This window comes from Pseudomonas sp. PDM20 (assembly GCF_014852575.3).
Lineage (GTDB): Bacteria > Pseudomonadota > Gammaproteobacteria > Pseudomonadales > Pseudomonadaceae > Pseudomonas.
Map to the genome: position 1 here is coordinate 460,805 of NZ_CM181224.1, position 24,734 is coordinate 485,538.

22 protein-coding genes and 2 pseudogenes are annotated in these 24,734 nt (G+C 66.2%); 5 read left to right on the forward strand and 19 right to left on the reverse strand.

From position 1 onward, the window contains the following. The first annotated feature begins 4 nt into the window (after positions 1-4). Together IB261_RS02230 and IB261_RS02235 are read left to right on the forward strand one after the other, a co-directional pair. Positions 5-3,145, forward strand: a complete 3,141-nt coding sequence (locus tag IB261_RS02230; protein ID WP_081519617.1) for an efflux RND transporter permease subunit — start codon at positions 5-7, stop codon at positions 3,143-3,145. Between the two features lies 1 nt (position 3,146). Next, positions 3,147-4,595 carry an AdeC/AdeK/OprM family multidrug efflux complex outer membrane factor gene (locus IB261_RS02235; protein ID WP_081519618.1) on the forward strand — a complete coding sequence of 483 codons (1,449 nt, stop codon included), beginning with the start codon at positions 3,147-3,149 and terminating at the stop codon, positions 4,593-4,595. Positions 4,596-4,940: 345 nt separating this feature from the next. On the opposite strand, the gene IB261_RS02240 is transcribed toward IB261_RS02235, so the two are convergent. The 14 genes and pseudogenes from IB261_RS02240 to ubiE form a co-directional block, all read right to left on the reverse strand. Continuing rightward, complete coding sequence (locus IB261_RS02240; RefSeq protein WP_192383333.1) at positions 4,941-5,375, reverse strand: UPF0158 family protein; 435 nt, start codon at positions 5,373-5,375, stop codon at positions 4,941-4,943. Positions 5,376-5,475: 100 nt separating this feature from the next. Next, positions 5,476-6,348, reverse strand: coding sequence for a methyl-accepting chemotaxis protein (locus IB261_RS02245; protein WP_427871395.1), 873 nt, complete (start codon positions 6,346-6,348; stop codon positions 5,476-5,478). Between the two features lie 33 nt (positions 6,349-6,381). Next, positions 6,382-7,707, reverse strand: a pseudogene (locus tag IB261_RS02250) (methyl-accepting chemotaxis protein); the annotation flags it as partial. A 98-nt stretch (positions 7,708-7,805) separates the two neighbouring features. Then, a complete protein-coding gene (locus IB261_RS02255) occupies positions 7,806-8,678 on the reverse strand; it encodes a methyl-accepting chemotaxis protein (RefSeq protein WP_405307715.1) in 873 nt (290 codons plus the stop codon). Positions 8,679-8,726: 48 nt separating this feature from the next. Next, positions 8,727-9,758: pseudogene (locus IB261_RS02260) on the reverse strand (methyl-accepting chemotaxis protein); the annotation flags it as partial. 145 nt (positions 9,759-9,903) lie between these two features. Further along, positions 9,904-10,611 carry a 16S rRNA (uracil(1498)-N(3))-methyltransferase gene (locus IB261_RS02265; protein ID WP_081519622.1) on the reverse strand — a complete coding sequence of 236 codons (708 nt, stop codon included), beginning with the start codon at positions 10,609-10,611 and terminating at the stop codon, positions 9,904-9,906. Next, positions 10,608-11,402, reverse strand: a complete 795-nt coding sequence (tatC, locus tag IB261_RS02270; RefSeq protein WP_045212907.1) for a twin-arginine translocase subunit TatC — start codon at positions 11,400-11,402, stop codon at positions 10,608-10,610. The genes IB261_RS02265 and tatC overlap by 4 nt, the downstream gene beginning before the upstream one ends. Beyond that, positions 11,399-11,902 (reverse strand): Sec-independent protein translocase protein TatB, encoded by a 504-nt coding sequence (tatB, locus tag IB261_RS02275; protein ID WP_081519623.1) that lies wholly within the window; start codon positions 11,900-11,902, stop codon positions 11,399-11,401. Before tatB ends, tatC begins: the two co-directional genes overlap by 4 nt. A 3-nt stretch (positions 11,903-11,905) precedes the next feature. Continuing rightward, positions 11,906-12,154 (reverse strand): twin-arginine translocase TatA/TatE family subunit, encoded by a 249-nt coding sequence (locus tag IB261_RS02280; RefSeq protein ID WP_017520155.1) that lies wholly within the window; start codon positions 12,152-12,154, stop codon positions 11,906-11,908. Between the two features lie 27 nt (positions 12,155-12,181). Next, a complete protein-coding gene (locus IB261_RS02285; protein ID WP_045212901.1) occupies positions 12,182-12,520 on the reverse strand; it encodes a phosphoribosyl-ATP diphosphatase in 339 nt (112 codons plus the stop codon). Then, the gene (gene hisI / locus IB261_RS02290; RefSeq protein ID WP_045212898.1) at positions 12,510-12,923 is read right to left on the reverse strand and encodes a phosphoribosyl-AMP cyclohydrolase; all 414 of its coding nucleotides are present in this window, start codon (positions 12,921-12,923) and stop codon (positions 12,510-12,512) included. The genes IB261_RS02285 and hisI overlap by 11 nt, the downstream gene beginning before the upstream one ends. 95 nt (positions 12,924-13,018) lie before the next feature. Beyond that, entirely contained in the window at positions 13,019-14,626 is a 1,608-nt protein-coding gene (gene ubiB, locus IB261_RS02295) for a ubiquinone biosynthesis regulatory protein kinase UbiB (RefSeq protein ID WP_081519624.1), read from the reverse strand. Then, the gene (locus IB261_RS02300; protein WP_225606169.1) at positions 14,623-15,249 is read right to left on the reverse strand and encodes a ubiquinone biosynthesis accessory factor UbiJ; all 627 of its coding nucleotides are present in this window, start codon (positions 15,247-15,249) and stop codon (positions 14,623-14,625) included. The genes ubiB and IB261_RS02300 overlap by 4 nt, the downstream gene beginning before the upstream one ends. Continuing rightward, positions 15,246-16,028: a bifunctional demethylmenaquinone methyltransferase/2-methoxy-6-polyprenyl-1,4-benzoquinol methylase UbiE gene (gene ubiE / locus IB261_RS02305; RefSeq protein ID WP_151189072.1), complete on the reverse strand. Its 783-nt coding sequence runs from the start codon at positions 16,026-16,028 to the stop codon at positions 15,246-15,248. The genes IB261_RS02300 and ubiE overlap by 4 nt, the downstream gene beginning before the upstream one ends. Before the next feature lie 141 nt (positions 16,029-16,169). Here ubiE and IB261_RS02310 point away from each other — a divergent pair, with 141 nt between their 5' ends. From IB261_RS02310 to IB261_RS02320, 3 genes are all read left to right on the forward strand, one after another. Further along, positions 16,170-16,445: a polyhydroxyalkanoic acid system family protein gene (locus tag IB261_RS02310; RefSeq protein WP_138213081.1), complete on the forward strand. Its 276-nt coding sequence runs from the start codon at positions 16,170-16,172 to the stop codon at positions 16,443-16,445. Between the two features lie 169 nt (positions 16,446-16,614). Continuing rightward, positions 16,615-17,025: a phasin family protein gene (locus IB261_RS02315; protein WP_081519628.1), complete on the forward strand. Its 411-nt coding sequence runs from the start codon at positions 16,615-16,617 to the stop codon at positions 17,023-17,025. 10 nt (positions 17,026-17,035) lie between these two features. Further along, a complete protein-coding gene (locus IB261_RS02320) occupies positions 17,036-17,983 on the forward strand; it encodes a phasin family protein (RefSeq protein ID WP_151189073.1) in 948 nt (315 codons plus the stop codon). A 78-nt stretch (positions 17,984-18,061) separates the two neighbouring features. Here IB261_RS02320 and IB261_RS02325 read toward each other — a convergent pair whose 3' ends face one another. From IB261_RS02325 to IB261_RS02345, 5 genes are all read right to left on the reverse strand, one after another. Then, a complete protein-coding gene (locus IB261_RS02325) occupies positions 18,062-18,676 on the reverse strand; it encodes a TetR/AcrR family transcriptional regulator (protein WP_192383329.1) in 615 nt (204 codons plus the stop codon). Positions 18,677-18,950: 274 nt separating this feature from the next. Continuing rightward, a complete protein-coding gene (gene phaC / locus IB261_RS02330) occupies positions 18,951-20,633 on the reverse strand; it encodes a class II poly(R)-hydroxyalkanoic acid synthase (protein WP_192383328.1) in 1,683 nt (560 codons plus the stop codon). A gap of 333 nt (positions 20,634-20,966) precedes the next feature. After that, entirely contained in the window at positions 20,967-21,971 is a 1,005-nt protein-coding gene (gene phaZ, locus IB261_RS02335; RefSeq protein ID WP_225594821.1) for a poly(3-hydroxyalkanoate) depolymerase, read from the reverse strand. After that, positions 21,968-23,647, reverse strand: a complete 1,680-nt coding sequence (gene phaC / locus IB261_RS02340; RefSeq protein WP_192383327.1) for a class II poly(R)-hydroxyalkanoic acid synthase — start codon at positions 23,645-23,647, stop codon at positions 21,968-21,970. Before phaC (IB261_RS02340) ends, phaZ begins: the two co-directional genes overlap by 4 nt. 628 nt (positions 23,648-24,275) lie before the next feature. Then, on the reverse strand, positions 24,276-24,647 hold the full coding sequence (locus IB261_RS02345; protein WP_081519633.1) for a gamma-butyrobetaine hydroxylase family protein: 372 nt from the start codon (positions 24,645-24,647) through the stop codon (positions 24,276-24,278). Positions 24,648-24,734 lie beyond the last annotated feature (87 nt).

The window sequence follows — 24,734 nt, forward strand, 5'->3', positions numbered from 1 at the left end:
CGTAATGTCGAAGTTTTTCATTGACCGGCCCATCTTCGCCTGGGTGATCGCCCTGGTGATCATGCTGGCGGGCGGTCTGTCGATCCTCAAGTTGCCGGTGAACCAGTACCCGGCCATTGCGCCGCCGGCCATCGCCATCCAGGTGAGCTACCCGGGCGCCTCCGCCGAGACGGTGCAGGACACCGTGGTGCAGGTCATCGAGCAGCAGATGAACGGTCTCGACCATCTGCGCTACATCTCCTCGGAGTCCAACTCCGACGGCAGCATGACCATCACCGTGACCTTCGACCAGGGCACCAGCCCTGACATCGCCCAGGTTCAGGTGCAGAACAAGCTGCAGCTGGCCACGCCGCTCCTGCCGCAGGAAGTGCAGCAGCAGGGCATCCGCGTGACCAAGGCGGTGAAGAACTTCCTGATGGTGGTCGGCGTCGTCTCCGAAGACGGCAGCATGACCAAGGAAGACCTGTCGAACTACATCGTCTCCAACATCCAGGACCCGCTGTCGCGGACCGCTGGCGTGGGCGACTTCCAGGTGTTCGGTTCGCAGTACGCCATGCGCATCTGGCTGGACCCGGCGAAGCTCAACAGCTTCCAGATGACCCCGGGCGACGTGAAGACGGCGATCCAGGCGCAGAACGTGCAGATCTCCTCCGGCCAGCTGGGCGGCCTGCCTGCGGTGAAGGGGCAGCAGCTCAACGCCACCATCATCGGCAAGACCCGCCTGCAGAGCGCCGAGCAGTTCAAGGACATCCTGCTCAAGGTCAACGCCGACGGCTCCCAGGTCCGCCTGAAGGACGTCGCCGATGTCGCCCTGGGCGGCCAGGACTACAGCATCAATGCGCAGTTCAACGGCAAGCCGGCCTCGGGTATCGCAATCAAGCTGGCCACCGGCGCCAACGCGCTGGACACCGCCAAGTCGATCCGCGCCACCCTGGCCACGCTGGAGCCGTTCTTCCCGCAGGGCATGAAGATCGTCTACCCGTACGACACCACCCCGGTGGTTTCCGCCTCGATCCATGAGGTGGTGAAGACCCTGGGCGAAGCGATCCTGCTGGTGTTCCTGGTGATGTACCTGTTCCTGCAGAACTTCCGCGCCACGCTGATCCCGACGATCGCCGTGCCGGTGGTCCTGCTGGGCACCTTCGGCGTACTCGCCGCCTTCGGCTTCTCGATCAACACCCTGACCATGTTCGGCATGGTGCTGGCGATCGGCCTGTTGGTGGACGACGCCATCGTGGTGGTGGAAAACGTCGAGCGGGTGATGGCCGAGGAAGGCCTGTCGCCCCGCGAGGCGGCGCGCAAGTCGATGGGCCAGATCCAGGGTGCGCTGGTGGGTATCGCCCTGGTGCTCTCGGCGGTATTCCTGCCGATGGCGTTCTTCGGCGGCTCCACCGGGGTGATCTACCGCCAGTTCTCCATCACCATCGTCTCGGCCATGGCCCTGTCGGTGCTGGTGGCCCTGGTGCTGACCCCGGCGCTCTGCGCCACCATGCTCAAGCCCATCGAGAAGGGCGACCACGGCGAGCACAAGCGCGGCTTCTTCGGCTGGTTCAACCGTGCGTTCCTCTCCACCACCCACGGCTACGAGCGCGGCGTCACCTCGATCCTCAAGCACCGCGTGCCGTACCTGCTGATGTACGTGCTGATCCTCGGCGGCATGGTCTTCCTGTTCACCCGCATCCCCACTGCGTTCCTCCCTGACGAGGACCAGGGCGTGCTGTTCGCCCAGGTGCAGACCCCGGCCGGTTCGTCCGCCGAGCGCACCCAGGTGGTGGTGGACTCCATGCGCGAGTACCTGCTGGACAAGGAAAGCAGCTCGGTGAACTCGGTGTTCACCGTGACCGGCTTCAACTTCGCCGGCCGTGGCCAGAGCTCGGGCATGGCGTTCATCATGCTCAAGCCCTGGGAAGAGCGTCCGGGCGCGGAGAACAGCGTGTTCGCGCTGGCCCAGCGCGCGCAGCAGCACTTCTTCAGCTTCAAGGACGCGATGGTGTTCGCCTTCGCCCCGCCGGCAGTACTCGAACTGGGTAACGCCGTGGGCTTCGACATCTTCCTCCAGGACCAGGCCGGCGTCGGCCACGAAGTGCTGATGCAGGCGCGCAACCAGTTCCTTGGTCTTGCCGCACAGAACCCGGTACTGCAGCGCGTGCGTCCCAACGGCCTGAACGACGAACCGCAGTACAAGCTGCTGATCGACGACGAGAAGGCCAGTGCGCTGGGCGTCTCCCTGGCGGACATCAACAGCACCATCTCCATCGCCTGGGGTTCGAACTACGTCAACGACTTCATCGACCGTGGTCGGGTGAAGAAGGTCTACCTGCAAGGCCGCCCGAACGCGCGGATGAGCCCGGAAGACCTGGACAAGTGGTACGTGCGCAACAGCTCCGGCGAGATGGTGCCGTTCAGCGCCTTCGCTACCGGCGAGTGGAGCTATGGCTCGCCGAAGCTGGCGCGCTACAACGGCGTGCCGGCCATGGAAGTCCTCGGTGAACCGGCCCCGGGCCGTTCCACCGGTGAGGCCATGGCGGCGGTCGAGGACATCGTCAAGCAACTGCCCAAGGGCGTCGGCTATGCCTGGACCGGTCTGTCCTACGAGGAACGCCTGTCCGGCTCGCAGGCTCCCGCGCTCTATGCCCTGTCGCTGATCGTGGTGTTCCTCTGCCTGGCGGCGCTGTACGAGAGCTGGTCGATTCCGTTCTCGGTGATGCTGGTGGTGCCGCTGGGCGTCATCGGTGCACTGCTGGCGACGTCCATGCGCGGCCTGTCCAACGACGTGTTCTTCCAGGTGGGTCTGTTGACGACCATCGGCCTGTCGGCGAAGAACGCGATCCTGATCGTCGAGTTCGCCAAGGAACTGCACGAGCAGGGCAAGGGCATCGTCGAGGCGGCCATCGAGGCCTGCCGGATGCGTCTGCGCCCGATCGTCATGACCTCCCTGGCGTTCATCCTCGGCGTGGTGCCGCTGGCGATTTCCACTGGCGCCGGCTCCGGCAGCCAGCATGCGATCGGTACCGGCGTGATCGGCGGCATGGTCACCGCGACCGTCCTCGCGATCTTCTGGGTGCCGTTGTTCTACGTGGTGGTCAGTACCCTGTTCAAGGACGCCGCGTCCAAGGAACAGGAATCCACCGAGAAGGGGCATTGATATGAGAAAGTCCTTACTGTCCCTCGCCATAGCAGCCGGCGTGTTGTCCGGCTGCTCGCTGATCCCCGACTACGAGCGCCCCGAGGCGCCCGTGGCCGCGGCTTATCCGCAGGGCGATGCCTACGATGCGGGGCAGCCGGCGACTGCCGGCGCCGACATCGGCTGGCGCGAGTTCTTCAAGGACCCGCAACTGCAGCGACTGGTCGAAGTGTCGCTGGAAAACAACCGTGACCTGCGCGTCGCCGCGCTGAACATCGAAGCCTACCGGGCGCAGTACCGCATCCAGCGGGCCGACCTGTTCCCGGCGGTGGACGCCGGCATCACCGGTTCGCGCCAGCGCCTGCCGGCCGACCTGTCGACCACCGGCAGCTCGATGATCAGCAGCCAGTACGGCGCGACCCTGGGCGTGACTTCCTGGGAGCTCGACCTGTTCGGCCGCCTGCGCGCCCTGCGTGACCAGGCGCTGGAAACCTACTTCGCCAGCGAAGAGGCCCGCCGCAGCACCCAGACCAGCCTGGTGGCCAACGTTGCCAACGCCTACCTGACGCTGCGCGCCGACCAGGCCCAGCTGGAGCTGACCCGCAACACCCTGGCCACCTACCAGAAGAGCTACGACCTGACCAAGCGCAGCTACGAAGTGGGCGTCGCCTCGGCCCTCGACCTGCGCCAGTCGCAGACCTCGGTGGAAAGCGCGCGGGCGACCCTGGCGCAATACACCCGTCTGGTCGCGCAGGACCAGAACGCGCTGGTCCTGCTGCTGGGTTCCGGTCTGCCGGGCGACCTGCCGCAGGGCCGCCAGCTGTCCGACGAGCTGCTGGCCACCGTGCCGGCGGGCCTGCCTTCCGACCTGCTGCAGCGCCGCCCGGACATCCTCCAGGCGGAGCACCAGCTCAAGGCGGCCAACGCCAATATCGGCGCGGCGCGGGCGGCGTTCTTCCCGAACATCAGCCTCACCGCCAACGCCGGCAGCCTCAGCCCGGACCTGTCCGGCCTGTTCGACGGTGGCTCCGGCAGCTGGCTGTTCAAGCCTTCGATCACCTTGCCGATCTTCAACGCCGGCAGCCTGCAGGCGAGCCTGGACCTGGCCAAGGTGCAGAAGGACATCAACGTGGCGCAGTACGAGAAAGCCATCCAGACGGCCTTCTCCGAGGTCGCCGACGGCCTCGCCGCGCGCGGCACCTTCAACGAGCAACTGCAGGCGCAGCGCTCGCTGGTGGACGCCACCAGCGAGTACTACCGCCTGGCCGACAAGCGCTACCGCACCGGTGTGGACAACTACCTCACCGTGCTCGACGCGCAGCGCTCGCTGTTCAGTGCCCAGCAGCAGCTGATCACCGACCGCCTCAACCAGCTGACCAGCGAGGTCAACCTGTACAAGGCTCTCGGCGGCGGCTGGCAGGCCACGGCGGCGCAAGCCAGGCCGATCTCCAGCGAGGCGCCGAAAGGCTGATCCTTACCGGCTGGAAACGAGAACGCCGCCCTTCGGGGCGGCGTTTTTGTTGGTGCGGCGGGGCATGCTCTCATGGGCCAGCACCTGCCCTGATCTTTTGCGCTCGGACCAGCCCTCTCCCTGAAGGGAGAGGGCGCGGTACGGACTCGCCGGCCAGCTCGGCAGTACGCTTGAAACCGAACGGTCCCCTCTCCCTTCAGGGAGAGGGTTAGGGAGAGGGCAATCGCCGCTGCGGACTGACACACGTAGGGCGAATAACCCGGCACGGGTTATCCGCCGCCAAAACGGCGGATAACGCCTAGGGCGTTATGCGCCCTACAGGCTGATCCGGTGTTCGAGGCGGCTCTACAGGTAAGCGCCGGAGCTGCGCCCCGCCGGCTGGATCTGGTTGTCGGCGAGCCAGTCCAGCGCGCATTCGCGCAGGCGCTCGCCCTGGTAGACGTACCAGGCCTGCAGCAGCTCCGGATAGCCCATCAGCACGTGGCGGAAGGCCTTGAACGGTTTGCGCCCCTCGATGGCGTTGGCCAGGGCGGAATAGGCGTGGGGTTCGGGCACTTCGCGGAGGAAGTCGCGCATCAGCTCCAGCGACTGGCCACTGCTCAGCGGCTCGATGGGCAGCAGGCGCTCCGGCTCGCGGTGCAGCAACTCGGCCAGCTCCGGGTCCGGGTCTTCTTCGGGGATCAGCAGTACCTGGCCACTGAACAGATCGAGGTAGTGATCGCTACCCTGGGTATCGAGCGCGAAGGCCAGTTCGTCGATATCGATGGTCAGCGGGCGCATGGTCACTCTCCCTGGTTGGCGAGTGACCGATCCTACGCCATGCGCATGACAACTGTCCTGCCGTTGTCGGTCGGCGCGGGCGCACCGACCGACTGGCGCCTCACAGGCGGAAGCGGCCCACCTGCAGTTGCAGCTCGTTGCCCAGGCGCGCCAGCTCGGTGCTGGAGCTGGCTGTCTGCTCGCTGGCGGCGGCGGACTGGTCGGCGATTTCGCGCACCTGTACCACGCTGCGGTTGATCTCCTCGGCAACGCTGCTCTGCTCCTCGGCGGCCGAGGCGATCTGCAGGTTCATGCCCTGGATGTCGGCCACGGTGCGGGCGATCACGCCCAGCGCCTCGCCGGCACGGCGGGTCAGTTCCACCGAGCTGCCGGTCAGGCGGCGGCTGTCGTCCATGCGCGTCACTGCTTCCTGGGCGCCGCGCTGCAGGCCGGCGATCAGGCCCTCGATCTCGGCGGTGGAAGACTGCGTGCGCTGGGCCAGGCCGCGCACCTCATCGGCGACCACGGCAAAACCACGCCCGGCCTCGCCGGCGCGGGCGGCCTCGATGGCGGCGTTGAGCGCCAGCAGGTTGGTCTGCTCGGCCACCGACTTGATCACGTCCAGCACGCTGCCGATCTTCTCGCTCTCCTTGCGCAGCAGTTCCATGGCCTCGGCGGAGCGATCCACCTCGGTGGCCAGGCGGTCGATCTGGTTGACCGCGTCCTGCACCACCCGCTCCCCCTCGCGGGCCTGCTGGTCGGCTTGCTGGGCGGCGGCGGAAGCCTGTTCGGCGTTGCGCGCGACTTCCTGCACGGTGGCGGCCATTTCATGGATGGCGCTGGCAACCTGCTCGGTTTCCACGCGCTGGCTGTTCACCCCGGCGCGGGTCTGCTCGGTGACCGCGGAGAGTTCGTCGGCGGCGGTGGCCAGCTGGCTGACGCTGCCGCCGATGTGGCCGAGCAGCTGCGCCAGGCTCTCGCGCATGCGCAGCATCACCCGCTGCAACTGGCCCAGCTCGTCGCTGCGCTGCAGGTTGAGGTCGCGCGACAGCCCCTGGGAGAGGTCGCCCTGGGCAATGCGCTCGGCCAGCTCCAGGGCCTCGTGCAGCGGGCGGACGATCTGGCGGTTGATGGCCCAGCCGGAGAGGAAGCCAAAGGCCAGGGCGAGCACGGCGATGAGGATCTGCCGGGTCTTGGCGGCAGCGGTCTCGGCGTCGTTGCGCGCCAGGGTGTCGTCGTAGAGGCGGTCGGCTGCGGCGAGCAATGCATCGCTGGCGCCGCTCAGCGCCTTGCGGGCCTGCTGGGTGGCGTTCACCCCTTCGCGGAAATGCTCGATGCCGCTGCGGTAGTTCTGCAGGTCCTTGAGCGCGGTACCCAGGCCGTCGGCGGCGATGGCCGGCAGTTGGCTCTGCAGGGCTGTGCCGGTGTCGCGCAGCTTGTCGAAGGCGGCGAACGCGGCCTGTTCGGCGCTGGCGGATTGTTCGAAGACATAGCCACGTACCTGGTAGCGCACCACCAGCAGTTGCTGGTGCAGCTGGCCGACGGCCTGTGCGCCATGCAGCAACGGGGCGTCGCCGGGTTGTTCGGCGAGCAGCTCGAAGAGTTGCTTGTCCAGCGCCTCGAAGGCCTGCAGGGCGCTCTGCGCGCTGCCTACCAGGGTGCCGCGGGCCTGGGTGCGCTGGTCGACGGCGCGGGTCAGCGCGCTGAAGGCTTCGCGGTACTCGCCGACGGCCTGGCGCGCTGCTGCCAGCTGCCTGGCGTCGATATCGCTGTCTTTCAGGCGCTGCTCGATCAGTTCCAGCATCTTCGTGCTGTGCTGTTCGACGCGCTCGGCCTGGCTGCGATCGCCGCCCAGCTCGAACTGCAGGCGCGCGAGATTGGCCTGCTGGCTGAGGTCGTTGAGTTCGGTGATGGTCGCCATCTGCTCGCCGCGCTCGGCCTGGTTATCCAGGCTGTGCAGGCCGCTGAGCAGCACCAGCAGGGTGAGGAAGAGGAGGATGCCGAAGCCCACCACCAGCTTCAGGCTGACGTTCAGGCGTCCCAGCTGTACTACTAGCCAATCGTACATGTCGAAAACTCCAGGCAGGCGTCGCCACGGGATCGACGGCCCGTGGCTGGCAAGAACGAGTGTGCAGAGGCGAGGCGCAATTGTCGGGACGCATCTTCGTGCGTCAGAGGCTATCGGCGGCGAAAGGGGAAACTGAAGGCGGGAATTTGTCGCGATGTTTCCGGCTCGGTACGGCTTCCTGTTGCCAAGAGCGCCGTTGTAGCGCCTCGTAGGATGGTGTGGAGCGAAGCGATACCCATCAAACATCGCGCGCCGACAGCATGGGTATCGCTGCGCTCCACCCATCCTACAAAAGCCACCCTGGCTGTCGCTCCTGCAGCGGAAACCCTGCGCAGAATAAAAAAGGCCCGCAGTGCGCGGGCCTTTTGCGTGGCGGGGCCGGATCAGACGCGGAAGCGGCTGACCAGCACCTGCAGCTCGTTGCCCAGGCGCGCCAGCTCGACGCTGGAAGCCGCGGTCTCCTCGCTGGCGGCGGCGGTCTGCTCGGAGATGTCGCGCACGTTCATCACGCTGCGGTTGATCTCTTCGGCCACGGCGCTCTGTTGCTCGGAAGCGGCGGCGATCTGCTGGTTCATCGACTGGATGGTCGACACGGTGCGGGTGATGGCGCCCAGGCGCTCGCCGGCGCGGCGGGTCAGGTCGACGGTGCTGACGGTCAGGTCGCGGCTGGTTTCCATCATCTGCACGGCCTGCTGGGTACCGCTCTGCAGGCCGGCGATCAGCTCCTCGATCTCCTCGGTGGAGGACTGGGTGCGCTGCGCCAGGCCGCGTACCTCATCAGCCACCACGGCGAAGCCACGGCCGGCATCGCCCGCGCGGGCGGCTTCGATGGCGGCGTTGAGCGCCAGCAGGTTGGTCTGCTCGGCGACCGCCTTGATCACGTCCAGCACGCTGCCGATCTTCTCGCTTTCGCGCTTGAGCTTGAGCACCGACTCGTTGGTGCGGCCGACTTCGCCGGCCAGGCGATCCATTTGGGTCACCGCTTCGGTCACCGCGCCTTCACCGTCACGGGCCTGGCGGTCGGCGGCGGAGGCGGCCTCGGAGGCCTCCTCGGCGTTGCGCGCGACTTCCTGCACGGTGGCGGCCATCTCGTTCATGGCAGTAGCGACCTGGTCGGTCTCGACCTTTTGATTGTTCACCCCGGCGCTGGTCTGCTCGGTCACCGCGGACAGCTCTTCGGCGGCGCTGGCGATCTGCGTCACGCCATCGTGGATGCGGCCGATCAGCTCGCGCAGGGACAGGTTCATGCGCTGCATGCTCTTCTGCAACTGGCCCAGTTCGTCGTGACGATTGGTGGGGATGTCACGGCTGAGGTCGCCGTCGGCGATGCGCTCGGCGTGGCCCAGCACGTCGCGCAGCGGATTGACGATCTGCCCGGTGATGATCCAGGCGGCGATGCTGCCCAGCACCAGGGCGATCAGCGCGGCCAGGCCCAGCAGGGTCTTGGCCTGGGCGACGCCGGCGTCGCGCTTGGCGGTCTGGGTGGAGGTCAGTTCGTTGCTGAGCTTCTCGATCTGCTGGCCGGCATCGCGCATGCGGTCGCGGGCAGCCTGGCTGTCGTTGACCTCGTTGCGGTAATTGGTCAGCGCGTTGCGGTAGGTCTCCAGCGCGTCGAGGGTGGCGCGGAATTCGCCGTTCAGCTCGGCCGGCGAGGTGCTCATGTCACTCTTCACGCCGTCGATGAGCTTCTGCAGGGCAGCGAAGGCGGGTTGCTCGAGGTTCTGCGCGTCGGTGCTGGTGTAGGCCATGACCTGCAGGCGCGCCTCCATGACACTGCGACCGAGGCCGGAGAGGTCCTGCAGATGTTGCAGACCTTCGGGACTGCCGTTGCTGACCAGCTTCTGCTCGGCCTTCTGCATGCCTTCGCTGACCGCGCCGGCGGCCTGGATCAGCACCTGCTTGGCGGCGTCGCGCTCTTCGAAGGACTTCAGCAGTTGGGCGTACAGTTTGCGGTACTCCACGCTCAGATCATGCTGCTGGTCGATGACCCGACGGTCCTCGGCCTCGGTGAACCGCTCGTTCAGCGCGCGGTGGCGCTGGTCCAGCTTGTCCAGCGTATCGAGCACCGCCTTGGCGTCTTCCGGGGCGCGGGTGGACTGGAATTTCAGACGGGCGATACGCAGGTCCTTGGCGATCGCGATCAGCTCGGAAATCTCGCCGAGCTTGTCGCCCCGTTCGATCACGTTGCCCAGGTTGATCCAGCCGGTCAGGGCGATCAGCAGGGTGAGCAGCAGCACCAGGCCGAAGCCCGAGGCGAGTTTGAGTTTGACAGTCAGGTTATTGAACCAGCGAAACATGAAGGCGGCGCTCCAGCGATGAACAGGGCCGGTACGCATGGCTGAGCAGGAAATGCGCAGAGTGGGGACGACCGGTACCGCTGATATCGGCTTCGCTGCGGGGAACTGAAGGGTTTTGCGGTAATTTTCTGACTGGTGGTTCACGCTGGAGGCCGCGTGGTTACTGGCCTCTAGCCATTTCCCGTTAGTACAGGCGTGCCAAAAGCGCGGTCACGGCGGTCTCGACGCGCAGGATGCGCTCGCCCAGTTGCACGGGGTTCAGACCGGCTTCGCGCAGCTTGTCGACCTCGTAGGGAATCCAGCCGCCTTCCGGGCCGATGGCCAGGGTCACCGGCTCGCTCAACGCCCGTGGGCACTCGGGCCAGGGGCCGGGATGGCCGATCAGCCCGAGGCTGCCGGCGGCCAGCGCAGGCAGGCGGTCTTCGACGAAGGGCTTGAAGCGCTTCTCGATGACCACTTCGGGCAGCACGGTATCGCGCGCCTGTTCCAGGCCCAGGATCAGTTGCTCGCGCACGGCGTCAGGTTCGAGGAAGGGGGTCTGCCAGAAGCTCTTTTCCACCCGGTAGCTGTTGAGCAGCACCAGGCGCGGCACGCCCATGGCGGCGACAGTCTGCAGCACGCGGCGGAGCATCTTCGGGCGGGGCAGGGCGAGCAGCAGGGTGAGCGGCAGCTTGGCCGGAGGGGGCTGGTCGAAGCTGACCTGCAATTCGGCCTCGTTGGCTTCCAGGCGCAGCAGGCGGCCCTCGCCCATCAGGCCGCCAAGGCGGCCGACGCGCATCCGGTCGCCGCTTTCGGCGCGGTGGACTTCCTGCAGGTGGGTCAGGCGGCGGTCGCGCAGGATCACGCGATCCGCCGCCACGAAGTCGGCGTCGTCGAGGAGCAGCAGGTTCACGAGCGGGTAGCCGGAGGCTGGTCGCCCTTGGACTCTTCTTCCTCTTCCGGGCCGCGCTTGCGGATCAGGTGGCTGAACAGCACGCCGGCCTCGAACAGCAACCACATCGGCACGGCCAGCAGGGTCTGCGACAGCGGGTCCGGCGGGGTGAGGATCATGCCGACGACGAAGCAGCCGATGATCACGTAGGGGCGGATTTTCTTCAGGTAAGCCACGTTGACCACCCCGATCCACACCAGCAGCACGGTGGCCACGGGAATCTCGAAGGCCACGCCGAAGGCGAACAGCAGGGTGAGGAAGTCCAGGTAGCTGTTGATGTCGGTCATCGGTGTCACGCCTTCCGGGGCCGAGCCAAGGAAGAAGTGGAACATCAACGGGAACACCAGGAAGTAGGCGAAGGCCATGCCGGCGTAGAACAGCACGATGCTGGAGGCCAGCAGCGGCAGGGCGACGCGCTTCTCGTGCTTGTACAGGCCCGGCGCGATGAAGCCCCAGACCTGGGCGAGGATCACCGGCATGGCGAACAGCACGGCGACGATCATGGTCAGCTTCAGCGGCGCGAGGAAGGCCGACGCCGGGTCGATGGCGATCATGGTCGCGCCTTCGGGCAGGAAGCGGCGCAGCGGCTCGGAAGCCAGTGCGTAGATCTTCTGCGAGAAGTACAGCAGGCCGATGAAGATCACGAAGATCGCAACCACGCAGCGCAACAGGCGCGTGCGCAGCTCGGTCAGGTGGGAGACCAGGGGCATTTCCTGGTCGTGTTCGGGTTGGTCGGGTTTTTCGGCGCTCATGGGGTACGCGGCGTCTCGGGCGAAGCGGGCGGCTGGCTCGCAGCGGTCGGTTGGCTCGGCTGGCCGGCTTCCGGCGCCTGCGGTGCGGCGGCCTCCGCGGGGGCAGGCGCGAGGCCCGCGCCCGGTAGGCTGTTCAGGCGGCTGTTGGGCGCGATGCTCGGCGCCGCGGGCGGCTGGGCAGGCGCGTTATGGCCGTCGGACTGGGCCGGCTGCTGCGGATTGAAGGTTTCCCGGGCCTGCTCCTGCAGGTCGGTCAGCGGCGCCATCAGCTTCTTGGCTTCCTGTTCCATCTGCAGGATGTGCTCGTTGTGCAGCTGGCGGCGGATTTCATCCGCGCCCAGCTCGCGCTCCACTTCCGTCTTGATGGCGTTGAAGCTGCGCTTGAGCCGGCCGATCCACAGGCCTGCCGTGCGCGCGGCGCCCGGCAGGCGGTCGGGGCCGAGCACCAGCAGGGCGACGAGGCCCACCAGCAGCAGTTCGCTGAAGCTGATACCGAACATGAATCAGTCCTTGCGCGCCGGCTCTTCGACCTTCTGCGCCTGGGCGTCGATGGTATGCGGCTGGTTCAGCGGCGGGTTGCCGGCAGCGGCGTTCGGGTCCTTCTTCTCGTCTTCCTCGGTGTTCATCGCCTTCTTGAAGCCCTTGATGGCTTCGCCGACGTCCGAACCGAGGTTCTTCAGGCGCTTGGTGCCGAAGACCAGGACGACGACGATCAGGATGACGACCCAGTGTTTCCAGTCAAAGATGCCCATCTTGTTTTCCTCGCAAAGTTGTCGGGTTCAGGCAGACGGTTGGCGCGCGGCTTTCTCGTCGTGCCCGGAAAGGCCGAAGCGGCGGTCCAGCTCGTCCAGTACCGCCTGCGGGTGCTGGCCGAGGGCGGCGAGCATCACCAGGGAGTGGAACCAGAGGTCGGCCGTTTCGTAGATCAGGTCCGTGCAGTCACCGCTGGCGGCGGCGTCCTTGGCGGCGAGAATGGTTTCCACCGACTCTTCGCCAACCTTCTCCAGGATCTTGTTCAGGCCCTTGTGATACAGGCTGGCCACGTAGGAGCTGTCCGGTGCGGCATTCTTGCGCGCTTCGAGGACTTCCGCCAGACGGGCGAGGGTATCAGTGCTCATGGGGTTTTCCTGTACCTACGTGGGAGTAGATGGCATCCGGATCTTTCAGGACCGGGTCGACGGTCTGCCAGGCGCCGTTCTCGAACACCCGGTAGAAGCAGCTCTCGCGGCCGGTGTGGCAGGCGATGCCGCCCAGCTGTTCGACCATCAGGATCACCACGTCGGCGTCGCAGTCCAGGCGCAGCTCATGCAGCTTCTGCACGTGGCCGGAGTCCTCGCCCTTGCGCCAGAGCTTGCCGCGCGAGCGCGACCAGTAGATGGCGCGGTTCTCGGCGGCTGTGAGGGTGAGGGCCTCGCGGTTCATCCAGGCCATCATCAGCACGCGGCCGGTGCGATGGTCCTGGGCGATCGCCGGCACCAGTCCATCGGCATTCCACTTGATTTCGTCCAGCCAGTCTTTCATCTCGGGTTCCGTACAGCGGGCACTTGCGGTGCCCAGAGCCACTTCGTAAGCCACTTCGTATAGCGGTTAAGTGTGCCAGCCAGTGCGGCGACTGGCTATCGGCGCAGAATCAGATACAGACCACCGGCCAGCATCGCCCAGGCCGGCCAGGCCGCGAGGCTGTGGGTGGCGAGGCCGGTTTCGGCGGCGCCGGCGACCAGCACTGCGCCAATCAGCCGCGCCGGCCAGGCGCCGGCCATGCCGACCGGGGTGCCGCTCAGGCGCGCTTCGGGCTGAGGCTCGCGGGACAGGCGCTCGAGCGTGTCGCGGGTCATCTGCGCCAGGTGCGGCAGTTGTTCGATGTGCTGCTGGGCGTTGCGCAGCAGGGTGCCGGGGCTGACGCGCTCGCGCATCCAGCGTTCCAGGAACGGCTGCGCGGTGGTCCACAGGTCCAGCTCCGGGTAGAGCTGGCGGCCCAGGCCTTCGATGTTCAGCAGGGTCTTCTGCAGCAGCACCAGTTGCGGCTGCACTTCCATGTTGAAGCGCCGCGCGGTCTGGAACAGGCGCAGCAGCACCTGGCCGAAGGAAATGTCCTTGAGCGGCTTCTCGAAGATCGGCTCGCACACGGTGCGGATCGCCGCTTCGAAATCATTGACCTTGGTTTGGGCCGGTACCCAGCCCGAGTCGATGTGCAGTTGGGCGACCTTGCGGTAATCGCGCTTGAAGAAGGCGATCAGGTTGCGTGCCAGGTAATCCTGGTCCTCGTCGGTGAGGCTGCCGACGATGCCGCAGTCCACCGCGATGTACTGCGGGCTCCACGGCGTGCGGGTGCTGACGAAGATGTTGCCGGGGTGCATGTCGGCGTGGAAGAAGCTGTCGCGGAACACCTGGGTGAAGAAGATCTCCACGCCACGCTCGGCCAGCGCCTTGAAGTCGGTGCGCTGGTCGCGCAGGGTGTCCAGGTCGGTCACCGGAATGCCGTAGATGCGCTCCATCACCAGTACCTTGGGGCGGCACCAGTCCCAGTAGACCTGGGGCACGTAGAGCAGCGGCGAGCCTTCGAAGTTGCGCCGCAGCTGAGAGGAGTTGGCCGCTTCACGCAGCAGGTCCAGCTCGTCGTAGATGGTCTTCTCGTAGTCGCTGACCACTTCGGCCGGGTGCAGGCGGCGGGCGTCGGCGGAGATGCGCTCGGCGGTGCGGGCGAGGATGTGCAGCCAGGCGATGTCGGAGCGGATCACCGGCTCCAGGTTCGGGCGGATGACCTTCACCACCACTTCCTCGCCGCTCTTGAGCTGCGCAGTGTGCACCTGCGCCACCGAGGCGGAGGCCAGCGGTTCGCGCTCGAAGCGGGAGAACACCTGCTCGATCTTCGCGCCCAGCTGCTGCTCGATGAGCGCCACGGCCTGTTCCGGCGGGAAGGGCGGCACCTTGTCCTGCAGGAAGGCCAGCTCCAGGGCGATGTCGTCGGGGAGCAGGTCGCGGCGGGTGGAGAGTATCTGGCCGAACTTGATGAAGATCGGTCCGAGGTCTTCCAGCGCCAGCCGGATGCGCGCGCCACGGCTGAGGTCCAACGGCTTGCGCGGCAGCCAGCGCCAGGGCAGCAGCCCGCCAAGCAGGCGCAGCCACCAGGGCAGGAAGGGCAGTTCGAGGACCATGTCGTCCAGACGGTAGCGGATGGCTACGCGCTGGATGCGCAGCAGGCGGCGGAAGGCGAGCAGCTTCATGCGTCAGGCTTGATCTTCTGGGTCAGGCGGTTGATCCGCGCGTCGAGGCGGTCGAGGGACATCTTCAACTGGTCCAGCTCGGCGAAGCGCGCTTCGGCTTCGTGCTGGCCGACCAGGCTGCGGCTTTCCTCGGCGAGGTAGTCGGCGAGGCTCAGGCGCAGGCTTTCCAGGCTGTCGCCGGCCCAGGCCATGCCGCCGCGCAAGCGCGCGCCGAGCAGGTGCGCGGGCACCGGGCCGAGCCAGCGGGAGACTTCGTATTCCCAGTCCAGCTCCAGGCTCTGGAGGACATCGGCCAGCTCCAGCAGCATTGCGCTGTCGCCGCCCATGGTCACTTCAGGGCTGTGCAGGACGCGGGTCTTGTCCTTGGCCAGCGCCAGTTGCAGCAGGCTGCCGGCGGGCGCGACGAGGGTGCAGTCGGCTGGCGCCTCGTGGTGCGCGGCCAGGTGCAGGCCGTCGGCGTCGGGCAGGATGAACAGCCGCAGCGCGGGGGCCTGGCAGTCCACTTCCAGCACCTTGCCGGCGAGCCGGCCGAGACGCCGCAGGGCCACGCCATCGAGCCGCAGCACGCGGTTGACGGTGGCTTCGGCGCTGGCCAGGGCGGCCTGCAGGAGCAGGGTCATCAGGGCTTGATGCCGCGGTGCAGGGCGACCACGCCGCCGGTCATGTTGTGGTAGGTGACGCGGTCGAAGCCGGCCTCCACCATCATCGACTTCAGCGTTTCCTGGTCGGGGTGCATGCGGATCGATTCGGCGAGGTAGCGGTAGCTCTCGGAATCGTTGGTCACCAGCTTGCCCATCAGCGGCAGCAGGGTGAAGGAGTAGGCGTCGTAGGCCTTGGACAGCAGGCTGCTGGTGGGCTTGGAGAATTCCAGCACGAGCAGGCGGCCGCCGGGCTTGAGTACCCGCAGCATGGAGCGGATCGCTTCGTCCTTGTGGGTGACGTTGCGCAGGCCGAAGGCGATGGTCACCGCGTCGAAGTAGTTGTCGGGGAACGGCAGCTTCTCGGCATCGGCCTGGACGAAGTTGACGTTGCCGGCGACGCCGCTGTCGAGCAGCTTGTCGCGGCCGACCTTGAGCATCGAGGCGTTGATGTCGGCCAGCACCACTTCGCCGGTCGGGCCGACCAGGCGGGAGAACTGGCGGGTCAGGTCGCCGGTACCGCCGGCGATGTCCAGCACCCGGTTGCCGGCGCGCACGCCGGACAGCTCGATGGTGAAGCGCTTCCACAGACGGTGGACGCCACCGGACATCAGGTCGTTCATCAGGTCGTACTTGGCGGCGACCGAGTGGAATACCTCGGCGACCTTCTCGGCCTTCTCGCTCTCGCGCACGGTCTTGTAGCCGAAGTGCGTGGTGGGATCGGCGCTGTCCTGGCCGGCTTGGGGCTTGCGCGGTTCGCTCATGGCGTTTGTACCCTGGAAGTCAGTGGCGGGCATTCTAACAGGATGCAGAGAAAACGCCGCCCCGGTCACGCCGCCGGCGGGGTGCGGCGATACGGCGCGGCGCGTATGATCGGCGGGGTCAGTCAACTGCGGAGTTCCAGCATGTCCCGTATCCACGTCGAACGTTCCCACTCCCTCGGCCTCGAGGCCGCCCGCGCCAAGGCGGAAAAGCTTGCCGACAAGCTCACCCGCGAGCACGGCGTGAGCAGCGAGTGGCAGGGCGACACCCTGCTGTTCAAGCGCAGCGGCGTGGATGGGCGCATCGAAGTGGGCGCGGACAAGGTCGCGGTGGACGTGAAGCTGGGCCTGATGCTCTCGGCCATGGGCGGCCTGCTCAAGGGCGAGATCGAGCGCGCGCTGGACAAGGCGCTGGCCTGATTCCCTGCCGGCCCCGCTCCCCGCGGGGCCATGCCGTTTTCGGGCGGCGCCGGCTTTCCTACAAAGCCTGGTATGTGTTTTCTAATTTTCCCCGATACCTTGGCTCGCAGTCCCGCCTTTCGCGGGCAGCTATTCGACATCATCGAATCCGAATCTGTGAGGTGCCACCATGGCCAAGGCTGTCAGCAAGAAGAAAGTCGTAGAACTCGAATCCTCCCTCTACTCCGATGCCAAGCACTACGCGCGGCAGATCTGGCTCGCGGGCCTGGGCACCTACGCCAAGGTTGGCCAGGAAGGCAGCGAGTACTTCAAGGAACTGGTCAAGTCCGGCGAGTCCGTCGAGAAGAAAGGCCGTGACCTGGTGAGCACCCAGATCGACGCCGCCAACGACACCGTCAAGGGTCGTCTGCACAGCGTCAAGGCCAAGCTGAACTTCGACAGGATCGAAGAGGCGTTCGATGCGCGCGTGTCCTCCGCCCTCAACCGAATCGGAATTCCCTCCAGGCGTGATGTGGAGGCGCTCTCTGCTAAGCTGGATGAGCTGAGCGCAGTGCTCGAGCGTGTCGCGAGAACCCAATAAGGAGAGCAGGATGGCTGGCAAAAAAACTACCGATAAAAAAGAGTCCAGTTGGATCGGCGAGATCGAGAAATACTCGCGGCAGATCTGGCTGGCTGGCTTGGGGGCCTACTCGAAGGTCAGCAAGGACGGCAGCAAGGTGTTCGAGACCCTGGTCAAGGACGGCGAGAAGGCTGAGAAACTGGCCAAGACCGAAGTCGAGGGTGCGGTGAAGACCTCCACCCGTTCCGCGAAGGCGCGCGTGGATGCCGTCAAGGGCGCCGCGATCGGCAAGTGGGGCGAGCTGGAAGAGGCCTTCGACAAGCGCCTGAACAGTGCGATCTCGCGCCTGGGCGTGCCGAGCAGCCGTGAAGTGAAAGACCTGCACAGCAAGGTCGACAGCCTCACCAAGCAGATCGAGAAGCTCACCGGCGTCAGCGTCGCCAAACCGGCCGCCAAGGCCGCCGCCAAACCCGCAGCGAAAGCCGCCGCCAAACCGGCCGCGAAACCCGCTGTGAAGACCGCGGCTTCCAAACCGGTTGCCAAGGCTGCTGCCAAACCTGCAGCGAAGCCGGCCGCCAAGCCCGCTGCCAAAGCCGCCGCCAAACCGGCTGCCAAGGCTGCCGCGAAACCCGCTGCCAAGCCTGCCGCGAAGCCGGCTGCCAAGGCTGCGGCCAAGCCCGCCGCGAAACCGGCTGCCAAGCCCGCTGCTGCGAAAGCCGCCGCGAAGCCTGCTGCCAAGCCCGCTGCAAAACCGGCTGCCACCGCCAAGCCTGCCGCTGCGAAACCTGCAGCCAAGCCGGCCGCGGCGAAGAAGCCTGCCGTGAAGAAGCCCGCTGCGCCCAAGGCCGCCGCCAAGCCGGCTGCTGCGAAACCGGCAACCGCTCCGGCCGCCACTCCGGCACCGTCGGCTCCCGCCGCCGCGCCGGCCGTGACGCCGTCCGCCGCTGCTCCGGCAACGCCGCCGCCGTCCCAGGCCTGACCGGTCTGCTGCAACACCCACGCCCGGCCTCGCGCCGGGCGTTTTCATTCTCTCAAGACAAAAGCCTGCAGGGATAAGTCAGGGGGCGAGGTAGCGCTTGGCGAGTCGCTCGGCGATCAGCTGCGAGTCCGGGCGCAGATGCGGCGCTACCAGCATCATGACCTGGAACACCACCTGGCGGACGTCGCCATCGTGGCCGAGGATGCGCTGGTAGTCGAGGGAGAACAGCAGCGTCAGGGTGATCTGCTCCACCAGTTGGCCGAGGGCTTCGGTGTCGCTGGCCAGTTCGTCCTGCGCCTTGAGTTGCGCCAGCAGGGTGGCCAGGGTGCGCTTGAGCTGGTTGAGCCAGGCCCGCACGCCACGGGCGAGCTTGGGCAGGCGCCCGGCGAGGTTGGAGAGGTCCTGGAAGAGGAAGCGGTAGTGCGCCAGGCGCTCGACGATCAGGTGCAGGAACAGCCAGTAGTCCTCGGCGCCCAGCTGCACGTCTTCGGGCGGGTCGAGCAGCGGCGCCAGTTCGTCCTGGAAGCGCTCGAACAGCGCCAGCACCAGCGGTTCCTTGCCGTGGAAGTGGTAATAGAGATTGCCCGGGCTGATGCCCAGTTCGGTGGCGATCTCCAGGGTTGAAACGTTGGGCTCGCCCTGCTCGTTGAACAGCTGCAGGGCGCATTCGAGAATCCGGTCGCGCGTTTTCATCCGTGTTCAGGTTCCAGCCGCAGTGGGGCCGACGATAGCTTCGGGAGAGGGTGGCTGCCAATTGCTGTGCGGCAAACTTCTGCATGGTGCCCCCGCGACGTGGGTTGCCAGGGCATCTACGCAGGATGGTGTGGAGCGTAGCGATACCCATCGACTCAGCGCGCCGTCAGCATGGGTATCGCTGCGCTCCACCCATCCTACGAGAGCGTTCTACGGTGCCAGTGGAAGGCGCGGAGCGAACAACCCGCAACGGGTTGCCCGATCCATGCTTGCCTCAGCGTACGTGCACGTAGGTGCCCGGCGCGGCTTCCTTGGCCGGGTATTCGGCGTTGCCCAGCTCGAAGTTCACCGGCCGGCGTTCGCCCGAGCGCTCCTGGATCCACTCCAGCCACAGCGGCCACCAGCTGCCTTCCTGGCGCTTGGTGTCGTAGTACCAGGCGCGCGGGTCGGAGCTGATCTTGCCGTTCTCGAAGTAGCAGGCCTTGGGGTTGCCCGGCGGGTTGAGGATGCTCTGGATGTGCCCGCTGTTGGACAGCACGAAGCGCGTCTCGCCGCCCAGCAGCTGGGCCGAGCGGTACACCGCGTCCCACGGGGTGATGTGGTCGGTGATGCCGGCGACGTGGAAGTTGTCCACCGCGACCTTCTTCAGGTCGATGGCGCTGCCGTTGACTTCCATGGCGCCGGGACGGGCCAGCGGGTTGTGCTTGAAGAAGTCGAGGAAGTCGCCGTGCAGTGCGGCGGGCAGCCGTGTGTTGTCGTTGTTCCAGTAGAGGATGTCGAAGGCCGGCGGCTGCTTGCCCAGCAGGTAGTTGTTGACCCAGTAGTTCCAGATCAGGTCGTTGGGGCGCATCCAGGCGAAGATCTTCGCCATGTCGCGGCCGTCCAGCACTCCGTGCTGGTAGGAGCGGCGCTTGCTACTCTCCAGGGTCTGCTCGTCGGCGAACAGCGCAGCCGGGGTCTCCACCTGGCTGTCCAGCAGGCTCACCAGGTAGGTGGCGCTGGCGACCTTGCGCAGTTGTCGGCGCGCCTGCAGGTGGCCCTGCAGCGCGGCGATGGTCAGCCCGCCGGAGCAGGCGCCCATCAGGTTGACGCTGCGGCTGCCGCTGATGGAGCGGCATACGTCGATGGCTTCGTCCAGCGCGGTGACGTAGGTCGACAGGCCCCACTCGCGGTGGCGCGCGTCGGGGTTGCGCCAGCTCACCATGAACAGCTGCAGATTGTTCTTCAGGGCGTACTGGACGAAGCTCTTCTCGCTGGTCAGGTCGAAGATGTAGAACTTGTTGATTTGCGGCGGCACGATCAGCAGCGGCTTGGCATGCAGATGCTCGCCCATCGGCTTGTACTGGATCAGTTCCAGCACCTCGTTGCGGAACACCACCGCGCCGGGCGTGGTGGCCAGGTTCTGGCCGATCTCGAAGGCGCTGCGGTTGACCTGGCTAGGCATGCCGCCGTTGTGCATCAGGTCGTCGAGCAGGTGCTGCGCGCCCTTGAGCAGGCTCTGCCCGCCGGTGTTGAACAGCTCTTTCACCGCCAGCGGATTGAGCAGGGTGTTCGATGGCGAGGCGGCGTCGGAGAGGATCGACAGCAGGAAGCGCGCGCGGGCGCGGTCGTCGCTGTTCAGGTCGCTCTCGTCGACCCAGGCCAGCAGTTGCTTCTGCCACGCCAGGTAGGCCTGTACGGTGCGCCGGTAGAAGGGGTTCAGTCGCCAGGACGGGTCCTGGAAGCGTGCGTCCTGCGGGTTGGGCTGCAGCGGCGAGTCGCCGATCAGGACCTTGCCCACCTGCTTGCCGAAGGCCGCCAGGTGCTTCGCCGAATGGACCGGCCGACGCACGCCCTGCAGCGCCAGCATGCGCAGGGTGGACAGCATGTCCTTGCCGCGCAGGCCGACCATCGCACTCTGCGCATTCATGTATTGGGTGGGGACGGGGACGCTACCAGGCTCAGCTTTCTCTCGCATGAACAGCACTCCGTAAAGGGTCCGACCTGACAATGGCGACGCAAGGCCTGTACCAGAATCGGGAAACTCCCGTTCCAGACGCCTGCCGCCGGTTCGAGGGGTGTGCACGGGTATCGACGCGAGAGGGCAACTGCCCGAAAACAGGGCAGCGGATCAGCAGCCGGGCTGCCCTGCGGTCACCTTCGAAGGTGGCCGCAGCGCGGGTCCCGAATCAGGCGCTACGTGTCGATACCCGTGAACACGCCTGTTTGTTGTTCGGCTCTTTAAAAAAAGTGCCTGCGCAGCGATCGGTCAAGGCAGGATGCCCGCCGACTGTGACGAAGCTGTGATGCTTCAGCTGGCTTTCGGAGCGAAAGGCCGGGGATGGATGATCGCGCGCTGCCGTTCTTCCTGGAGGAATTTCATGATGATCGGCGCCACCGTTTCCGCGCGGGTCACCAGGAACAGGTGGCCGTCGTCGATCACGTGCAGCTCGGAGTTGGGGATGCGCCAGGCGATCATGCGCATGTTGATCAGCGGGATGATCGGGTCGTCGTCGCCGGCCAGGATCAGCGTCGGCTGACGGATCTTGTGCAGCCAGTGGATGCTGGTCCAGCCCAGGCCGGCGAACAGCTGCCAGTAGTAGCCCATCTTGCCGGACGAGCGCACCTTGCTGGCGAAGGCCATGGCCAGCTTCGGATCGCGGCGGAAGGCGCCGCCGTAGATGTCCGGGGCGATGTGCACGCCATAGGACGGCTGGATGTAGCGTCGCGGGCTGGCCATGCGCCAGAGCACCCGCGGCTTGCCCGGCACCATCACCGCACCGGCAGCGGTGGCGGCGAGGATCAGCTTCTTGCAGCGCTCGGGGTAGTCATGGGCGAACTGCTGCGCCAGGGCGCCGCCCCAGGACACGCCGATGGCCGTCACCTGGCCGTAGTCCAGGTAGTCGAGCATCCGCGCGGCCAGCTTCGCCAGGCCGGGGAAACGGTACGGCGTGCTGGGCGTGGACGAGCCGCCGACACCGGGGACGTCGAAGGCGATCACCTCCAGGTCCGGGTCCAGCGCGGCGACGAAGGGGAAGACCAGTTCCAGGTTGGCGCCGATGCCGTTGAAGATCAGCAGCGGCGTCATGTGCCTCTTGCCCGGACGCACGGCGGTGCGGATGGTCTGCCCGTCGAGCTCGATGGTGCGGAACTCGAAGGGCTGCGCCGCCGGCGCCTTGCTCGGCAGTATCTCCTCCGCGCTGCGCTTGCTGCGCGCGCGCCGGCTCGTCGGCGCGGCCACTTCCACGGCCTGCGACGATTCTGGGGTGTTGGCGTCGTCCACGGCGCCGGCTTGCGGGAGGAGTTCTGTTTTCATCGTTCGTGTACGTAGGTTCCAGGGGCGGCTTCGCCGGCCGGGTGGGCCTTGTTGCCCAGGGCGGTCGGTGCCTTGCGCGTCTTGCCCGAGCGCTCGGCGAGCCAGTTCTGCCAGTGCAGCCACCAGGAGTCGGCGTGCTTGCTGGCGTTTTCCTGCCAGGCCTTCGGATCGGCCGAGAGTTCAGGGCCGGTCATGAAGCGGGCCTTGGGGTTGCCTGGCGGGTTGAGGATGCTCTGGATGTGTCCGCTGTTGGACAGGATGAATTCACACTTGCCGCCCAGCAGACGAGCGGAGCGATAGCAGGCTTCCCAGGGCGTGATGTGGTCGGACAGGCCGGCCACGCAGTAGAAGTCGCAGGTGATCTGCTTGAGGTCGATGGCGGTGCCGGAGACCTCCAGGGCGCCTGCGCGGGTCAGCGGGTTGGTCTTGAACATCTCCACCAGCTCGCCGTGCAGCGCGGCCGGCAGGCGCGTGGTGTCGTTGTTCCAGAACAGGATGTCGAAAGCCGGCGGCTCGTTGCCCAGCAGGTAGTTGTTGACCCAGTAGTTCCAGATCAGATCGTTGGGGCGCATCCAGGCGAACACCTTGGCCATGTCCTTGCCTTCGAGCACGCCGGACTGGTACGAGCGGCGCTTGGCGGCTTCCAGGGTCTTCTCGTCGGCGAACAGGGCGATCTGGGTGTTCATCTCGAAGTCCAGCACGCTGACCATCTGGGTGAAGGCGTGGACCTTCGTCTCGCCCAGGGCGGCGTAATGGCCGAGCAGGGTGACGGTGGTAATGCCGCCGGAGCAGGCGCCGAGCATGTTCAGGTCCTTGGCGCCGGTAATGGCCAGGACCGCGTCAATGGCTTCCTTCAGCGCCTCGATGTAGGTGGTCAGGCCCCACTCGCGCTGTGCCTTGGTCGGGTTGCGCCAGCTGACGATGAAGGTCTGCACCTGGTTGCGCAGGCAGAAGCGCGCCAGGCTCTTCTCCGGCGACAGGTCGAAGACGTAGAACTTGTTGATCTGCGGCGGCACCACCAGCAGCGGGCGCTCATGCACGCTCTCGGTGATCGGCTTGTACTGGATGACTTCCAGCACGTCGTTGCGGAACACCACCGCGCCTTCGGTCACGGCCAGGTTCTTGCCGACCTCGAAGGCTTCCATGTTGACCTGGCTGGGCATGCCGCCGTTGTTCACCAGGTCCTTGGCCAGATGGGTAAGACCGTCGAGCAGGCTCTTGCCGCCGGTCTCGAAGAAGCGTTTGACCGCTGCCGGGTTGGACAGCGTGTTGGTCGGCGCCATGGCCTCGGTCATCAGGTTGATGACGAACTGGCCGCGGCTGATGTCCTGGCTGGACAGGTCGCTGTCGCCGATCCAGGTGTGCAGCTCCTTGCGCCAGGCCAGGTAGGTCTGCAGGTAGCGGCGGTAGAGCGGGTTCTGGCTCCAGGCCGGGTCGTTGAAGCGGCGGTCGTCGTCCGACGGCTTGAGGTCGGATTTACCGAGCAGCACGTTCTTCAGCTCGAGGCCGAAATGGGCCACGTGCTTGGCGCTGTGGAACGGCTGCTTGACCGCTTGCAGCAGCACCATGCGGGCAGAGGTGAGCAGGTCCTTGCCCTGAATGCCGATCACCGGGCTGAGGTTCAGGGTATTTTCCGCGGCTTGCTGGGGTAGATCGCTGTTGTTCTTCTGGGTCATCGGCGACGCTCCATTGTCCTGAGACACATACTGGCGGGGCTCACCTTTCGTGACGTAAGGCCAAGTACTTCTCGGGGTTGCGGAACGTGGAGAGGGCTCCACGCGATTCATCTACTTGGCGGCATCACTGGAAGTTCAGGAAACCACGCTCTGTGCACTGTAGTTCCGTACATTGCACTGCCTTGGTTACCCGAGTTTCCTTCGCCGCGCAAGCTGGTGCAGCGTGGGCCAACTCCTAGGAGTATGTCGGGAAAAGTTAGAAAACGCGCCCTAGAGCGGGGGCATCTCGCCAAACCCGGGGTGACCGACCTGCACGCAGCAGTCTGCAACGGGAATATTGCAAATGGCGTGCCCTGGAGCGATTGCCCGACGAAGGTTGGTGCGCCGGGGGAGGCGGGGAGGAAAGATCGAACGAGTTGGAGGGGGCGGTGAAGAGATGTGCGGGAAGCGCTCCTGATCTTGTAGGAGCGAGCCTGCTCGCCAACCGACCCCGCTGCAGAGCCCGCGCGTAGGGCGCATAACCCGGAACGGGTTATCCGCCGATGGCATCAATGGCGGATAACGCCTTACACGGTATTGCGAGGTGCGGAGCCCGCTCCTGCGCAGGCGGCATTTCGGCGTTAGCTGCTTACAGCATCAGCTTGACCACGGACTCCGACGGATCGCGCGACTTGCCGGCCTTCTCCAGTTGCGCCAGGTAGTCGGTCCACATCTCGTCCTGGCGCATGCACAGCTCGTAGAGGTAGTCCCAGGTGAACAGGCCGCTGTCGTGGCCGTCATCGAAGGTCAGCTTGAGCGCGTATTGCCCGGCCGGCTCGATGTTGTTCAGACCGACATTCAGCTTGCCCACCTGCAGCACCGGGTTGCCGTGGCCCTGGACTTCCGCCGATGGCGAATGCACGCGCAGGAACTCGGCGGACAGATCAAAGGACTGTTCCCCGTAGGTCAGCGAAAGCTTCTTCGAGGCCTTGTGCAGCTTGATGGCGGAAGGAATGCGCATGGACGGCTCCTGGACGGCGATTCCGGCATTGTAGCGCCGCCGGAAAAACAGCGGGGCGCCCTGAGGCGCCCCGTCGCAGCGATAGGG

What these genes read in the sequence shown, in the direction of transcription:
- IB261_RS02315 (WP_081519628.1), top strand. Translation starts at nt 16,615, where the DNA reads ATGGCCAAGGCTGTCAGCAAGAAGAAAGTCGTAGAACTCGAATCCTCC.
- tatC (WP_045212907.1), bottom strand. Translation starts at nt 11,402, where the DNA reads ATGAGCGCCGAAAAACCCGACCAACCCGAACACGACCAGGAAATGCCC.
- ubiE (WP_151189072.1), bottom strand. Translation starts at nt 16,028, where the DNA reads ATGAGCGAACCGCGCAAGCCCCAAGCCGGCCAGGACAGCGCCGATCCC.
- IB261_RS02235 (WP_081519618.1), top strand. Translation starts at nt 3,147, where the DNA reads ATGAGAAAGTCCTTACTGTCCCTCGCCATAGCAGCCGGCGTGTTGTCC.
- IB261_RS02240 (WP_192383333.1), bottom strand. Translation starts at nt 5,375, where the DNA reads ATGCGCCCGCTGACCATCGATATCGACGAACTGGCCTTCGCGCTCGAT.
- IB261_RS02230 (WP_081519617.1), top strand. Translation starts at nt 5, where the DNA reads ATGTCGAAGTTTTTCATTGACCGGCCCATCTTCGCCTGGGTGATCGCC.
- IB261_RS02320 (WP_151189073.1), top strand. Translation starts at nt 17,036, where the DNA reads ATGGCTGGCAAAAAAACTACCGATAAAAAAGAGTCCAGTTGGATCGGC.
- phaC (WP_192383328.1), bottom strand. Translation starts at nt 20,633, where the DNA reads ATGCGAGAGAAAGCTGAGCCTGGTAGCGTCCCCGTCCCCACCCAATAC.
- IB261_RS02345 (WP_081519633.1), bottom strand. Translation starts at nt 24,647, where the DNA reads ATGCGCATTCCTTCCGCCATCAAGCTGCACAAGGCCTCGAAGAAGCTT.
- IB261_RS02325 (WP_192383329.1), bottom strand. Translation starts at nt 18,676, where the DNA reads ATGAAAACGCGCGACCGGATTCTCGAATGCGCCCTGCAGCTGTTCAAC.
- IB261_RS02245 (WP_427871395.1), bottom strand. Translation starts at nt 6,348, where the DNA reads ATGCTGCGCATGCGCGAGAGCCTGGCGCAGCTGCTCGGCCACATCGGC.
- phaC (WP_192383327.1), bottom strand. Translation starts at nt 23,647, where the DNA reads ATGACCCAGAAGAACAACAGCGATCTACCCCAGCAAGCCGCGGAAAAT.
- IB261_RS02285 (WP_045212901.1), bottom strand. Translation starts at nt 12,520, where the DNA reads ATGAGCACTGATACCCTCGCCCGTCTGGCGGAAGTCCTCGAAGCGCGC.
- IB261_RS02255 (WP_405307715.1), bottom strand. Translation starts at nt 8,678, where the DNA reads ATGCAGCGCATGAACCTGTCCCTGCGCGAGCTGATCGGCCGCATCCAC.
- phaZ (WP_225594821.1), bottom strand. Translation starts at nt 21,971, where the DNA reads ATGAAAACAGAACTCCTCCCGCAAGCCGGCGCCGTGGACGACGCCAAC.
- hisI (WP_045212898.1), bottom strand. Translation starts at nt 12,923, where the DNA reads ATGAAAGACTGGCTGGACGAAATCAAGTGGAATGCCGATGGACTGGTG.
- ubiB (WP_081519624.1), bottom strand. Translation starts at nt 14,626, where the DNA reads ATGAAGCTGCTCGCCTTCCGCCGCCTGCTGCGCATCCAGCGCGTAGCC.
- IB261_RS02310 (WP_138213081.1), top strand. Translation starts at nt 16,170, where the DNA reads ATGTCCCGTATCCACGTCGAACGTTCCCACTCCCTCGGCCTCGAGGCC.
- tatB (WP_081519623.1), bottom strand. Translation starts at nt 11,902, where the DNA reads ATGTTCGGTATCAGCTTCAGCGAACTGCTGCTGGTGGGCCTCGTCGCC.
- IB261_RS02280 (WP_017520155.1), bottom strand. Translation starts at nt 12,154, where the DNA reads ATGGGCATCTTTGACTGGAAACACTGGGTCGTCATCCTGATCGTCGTC.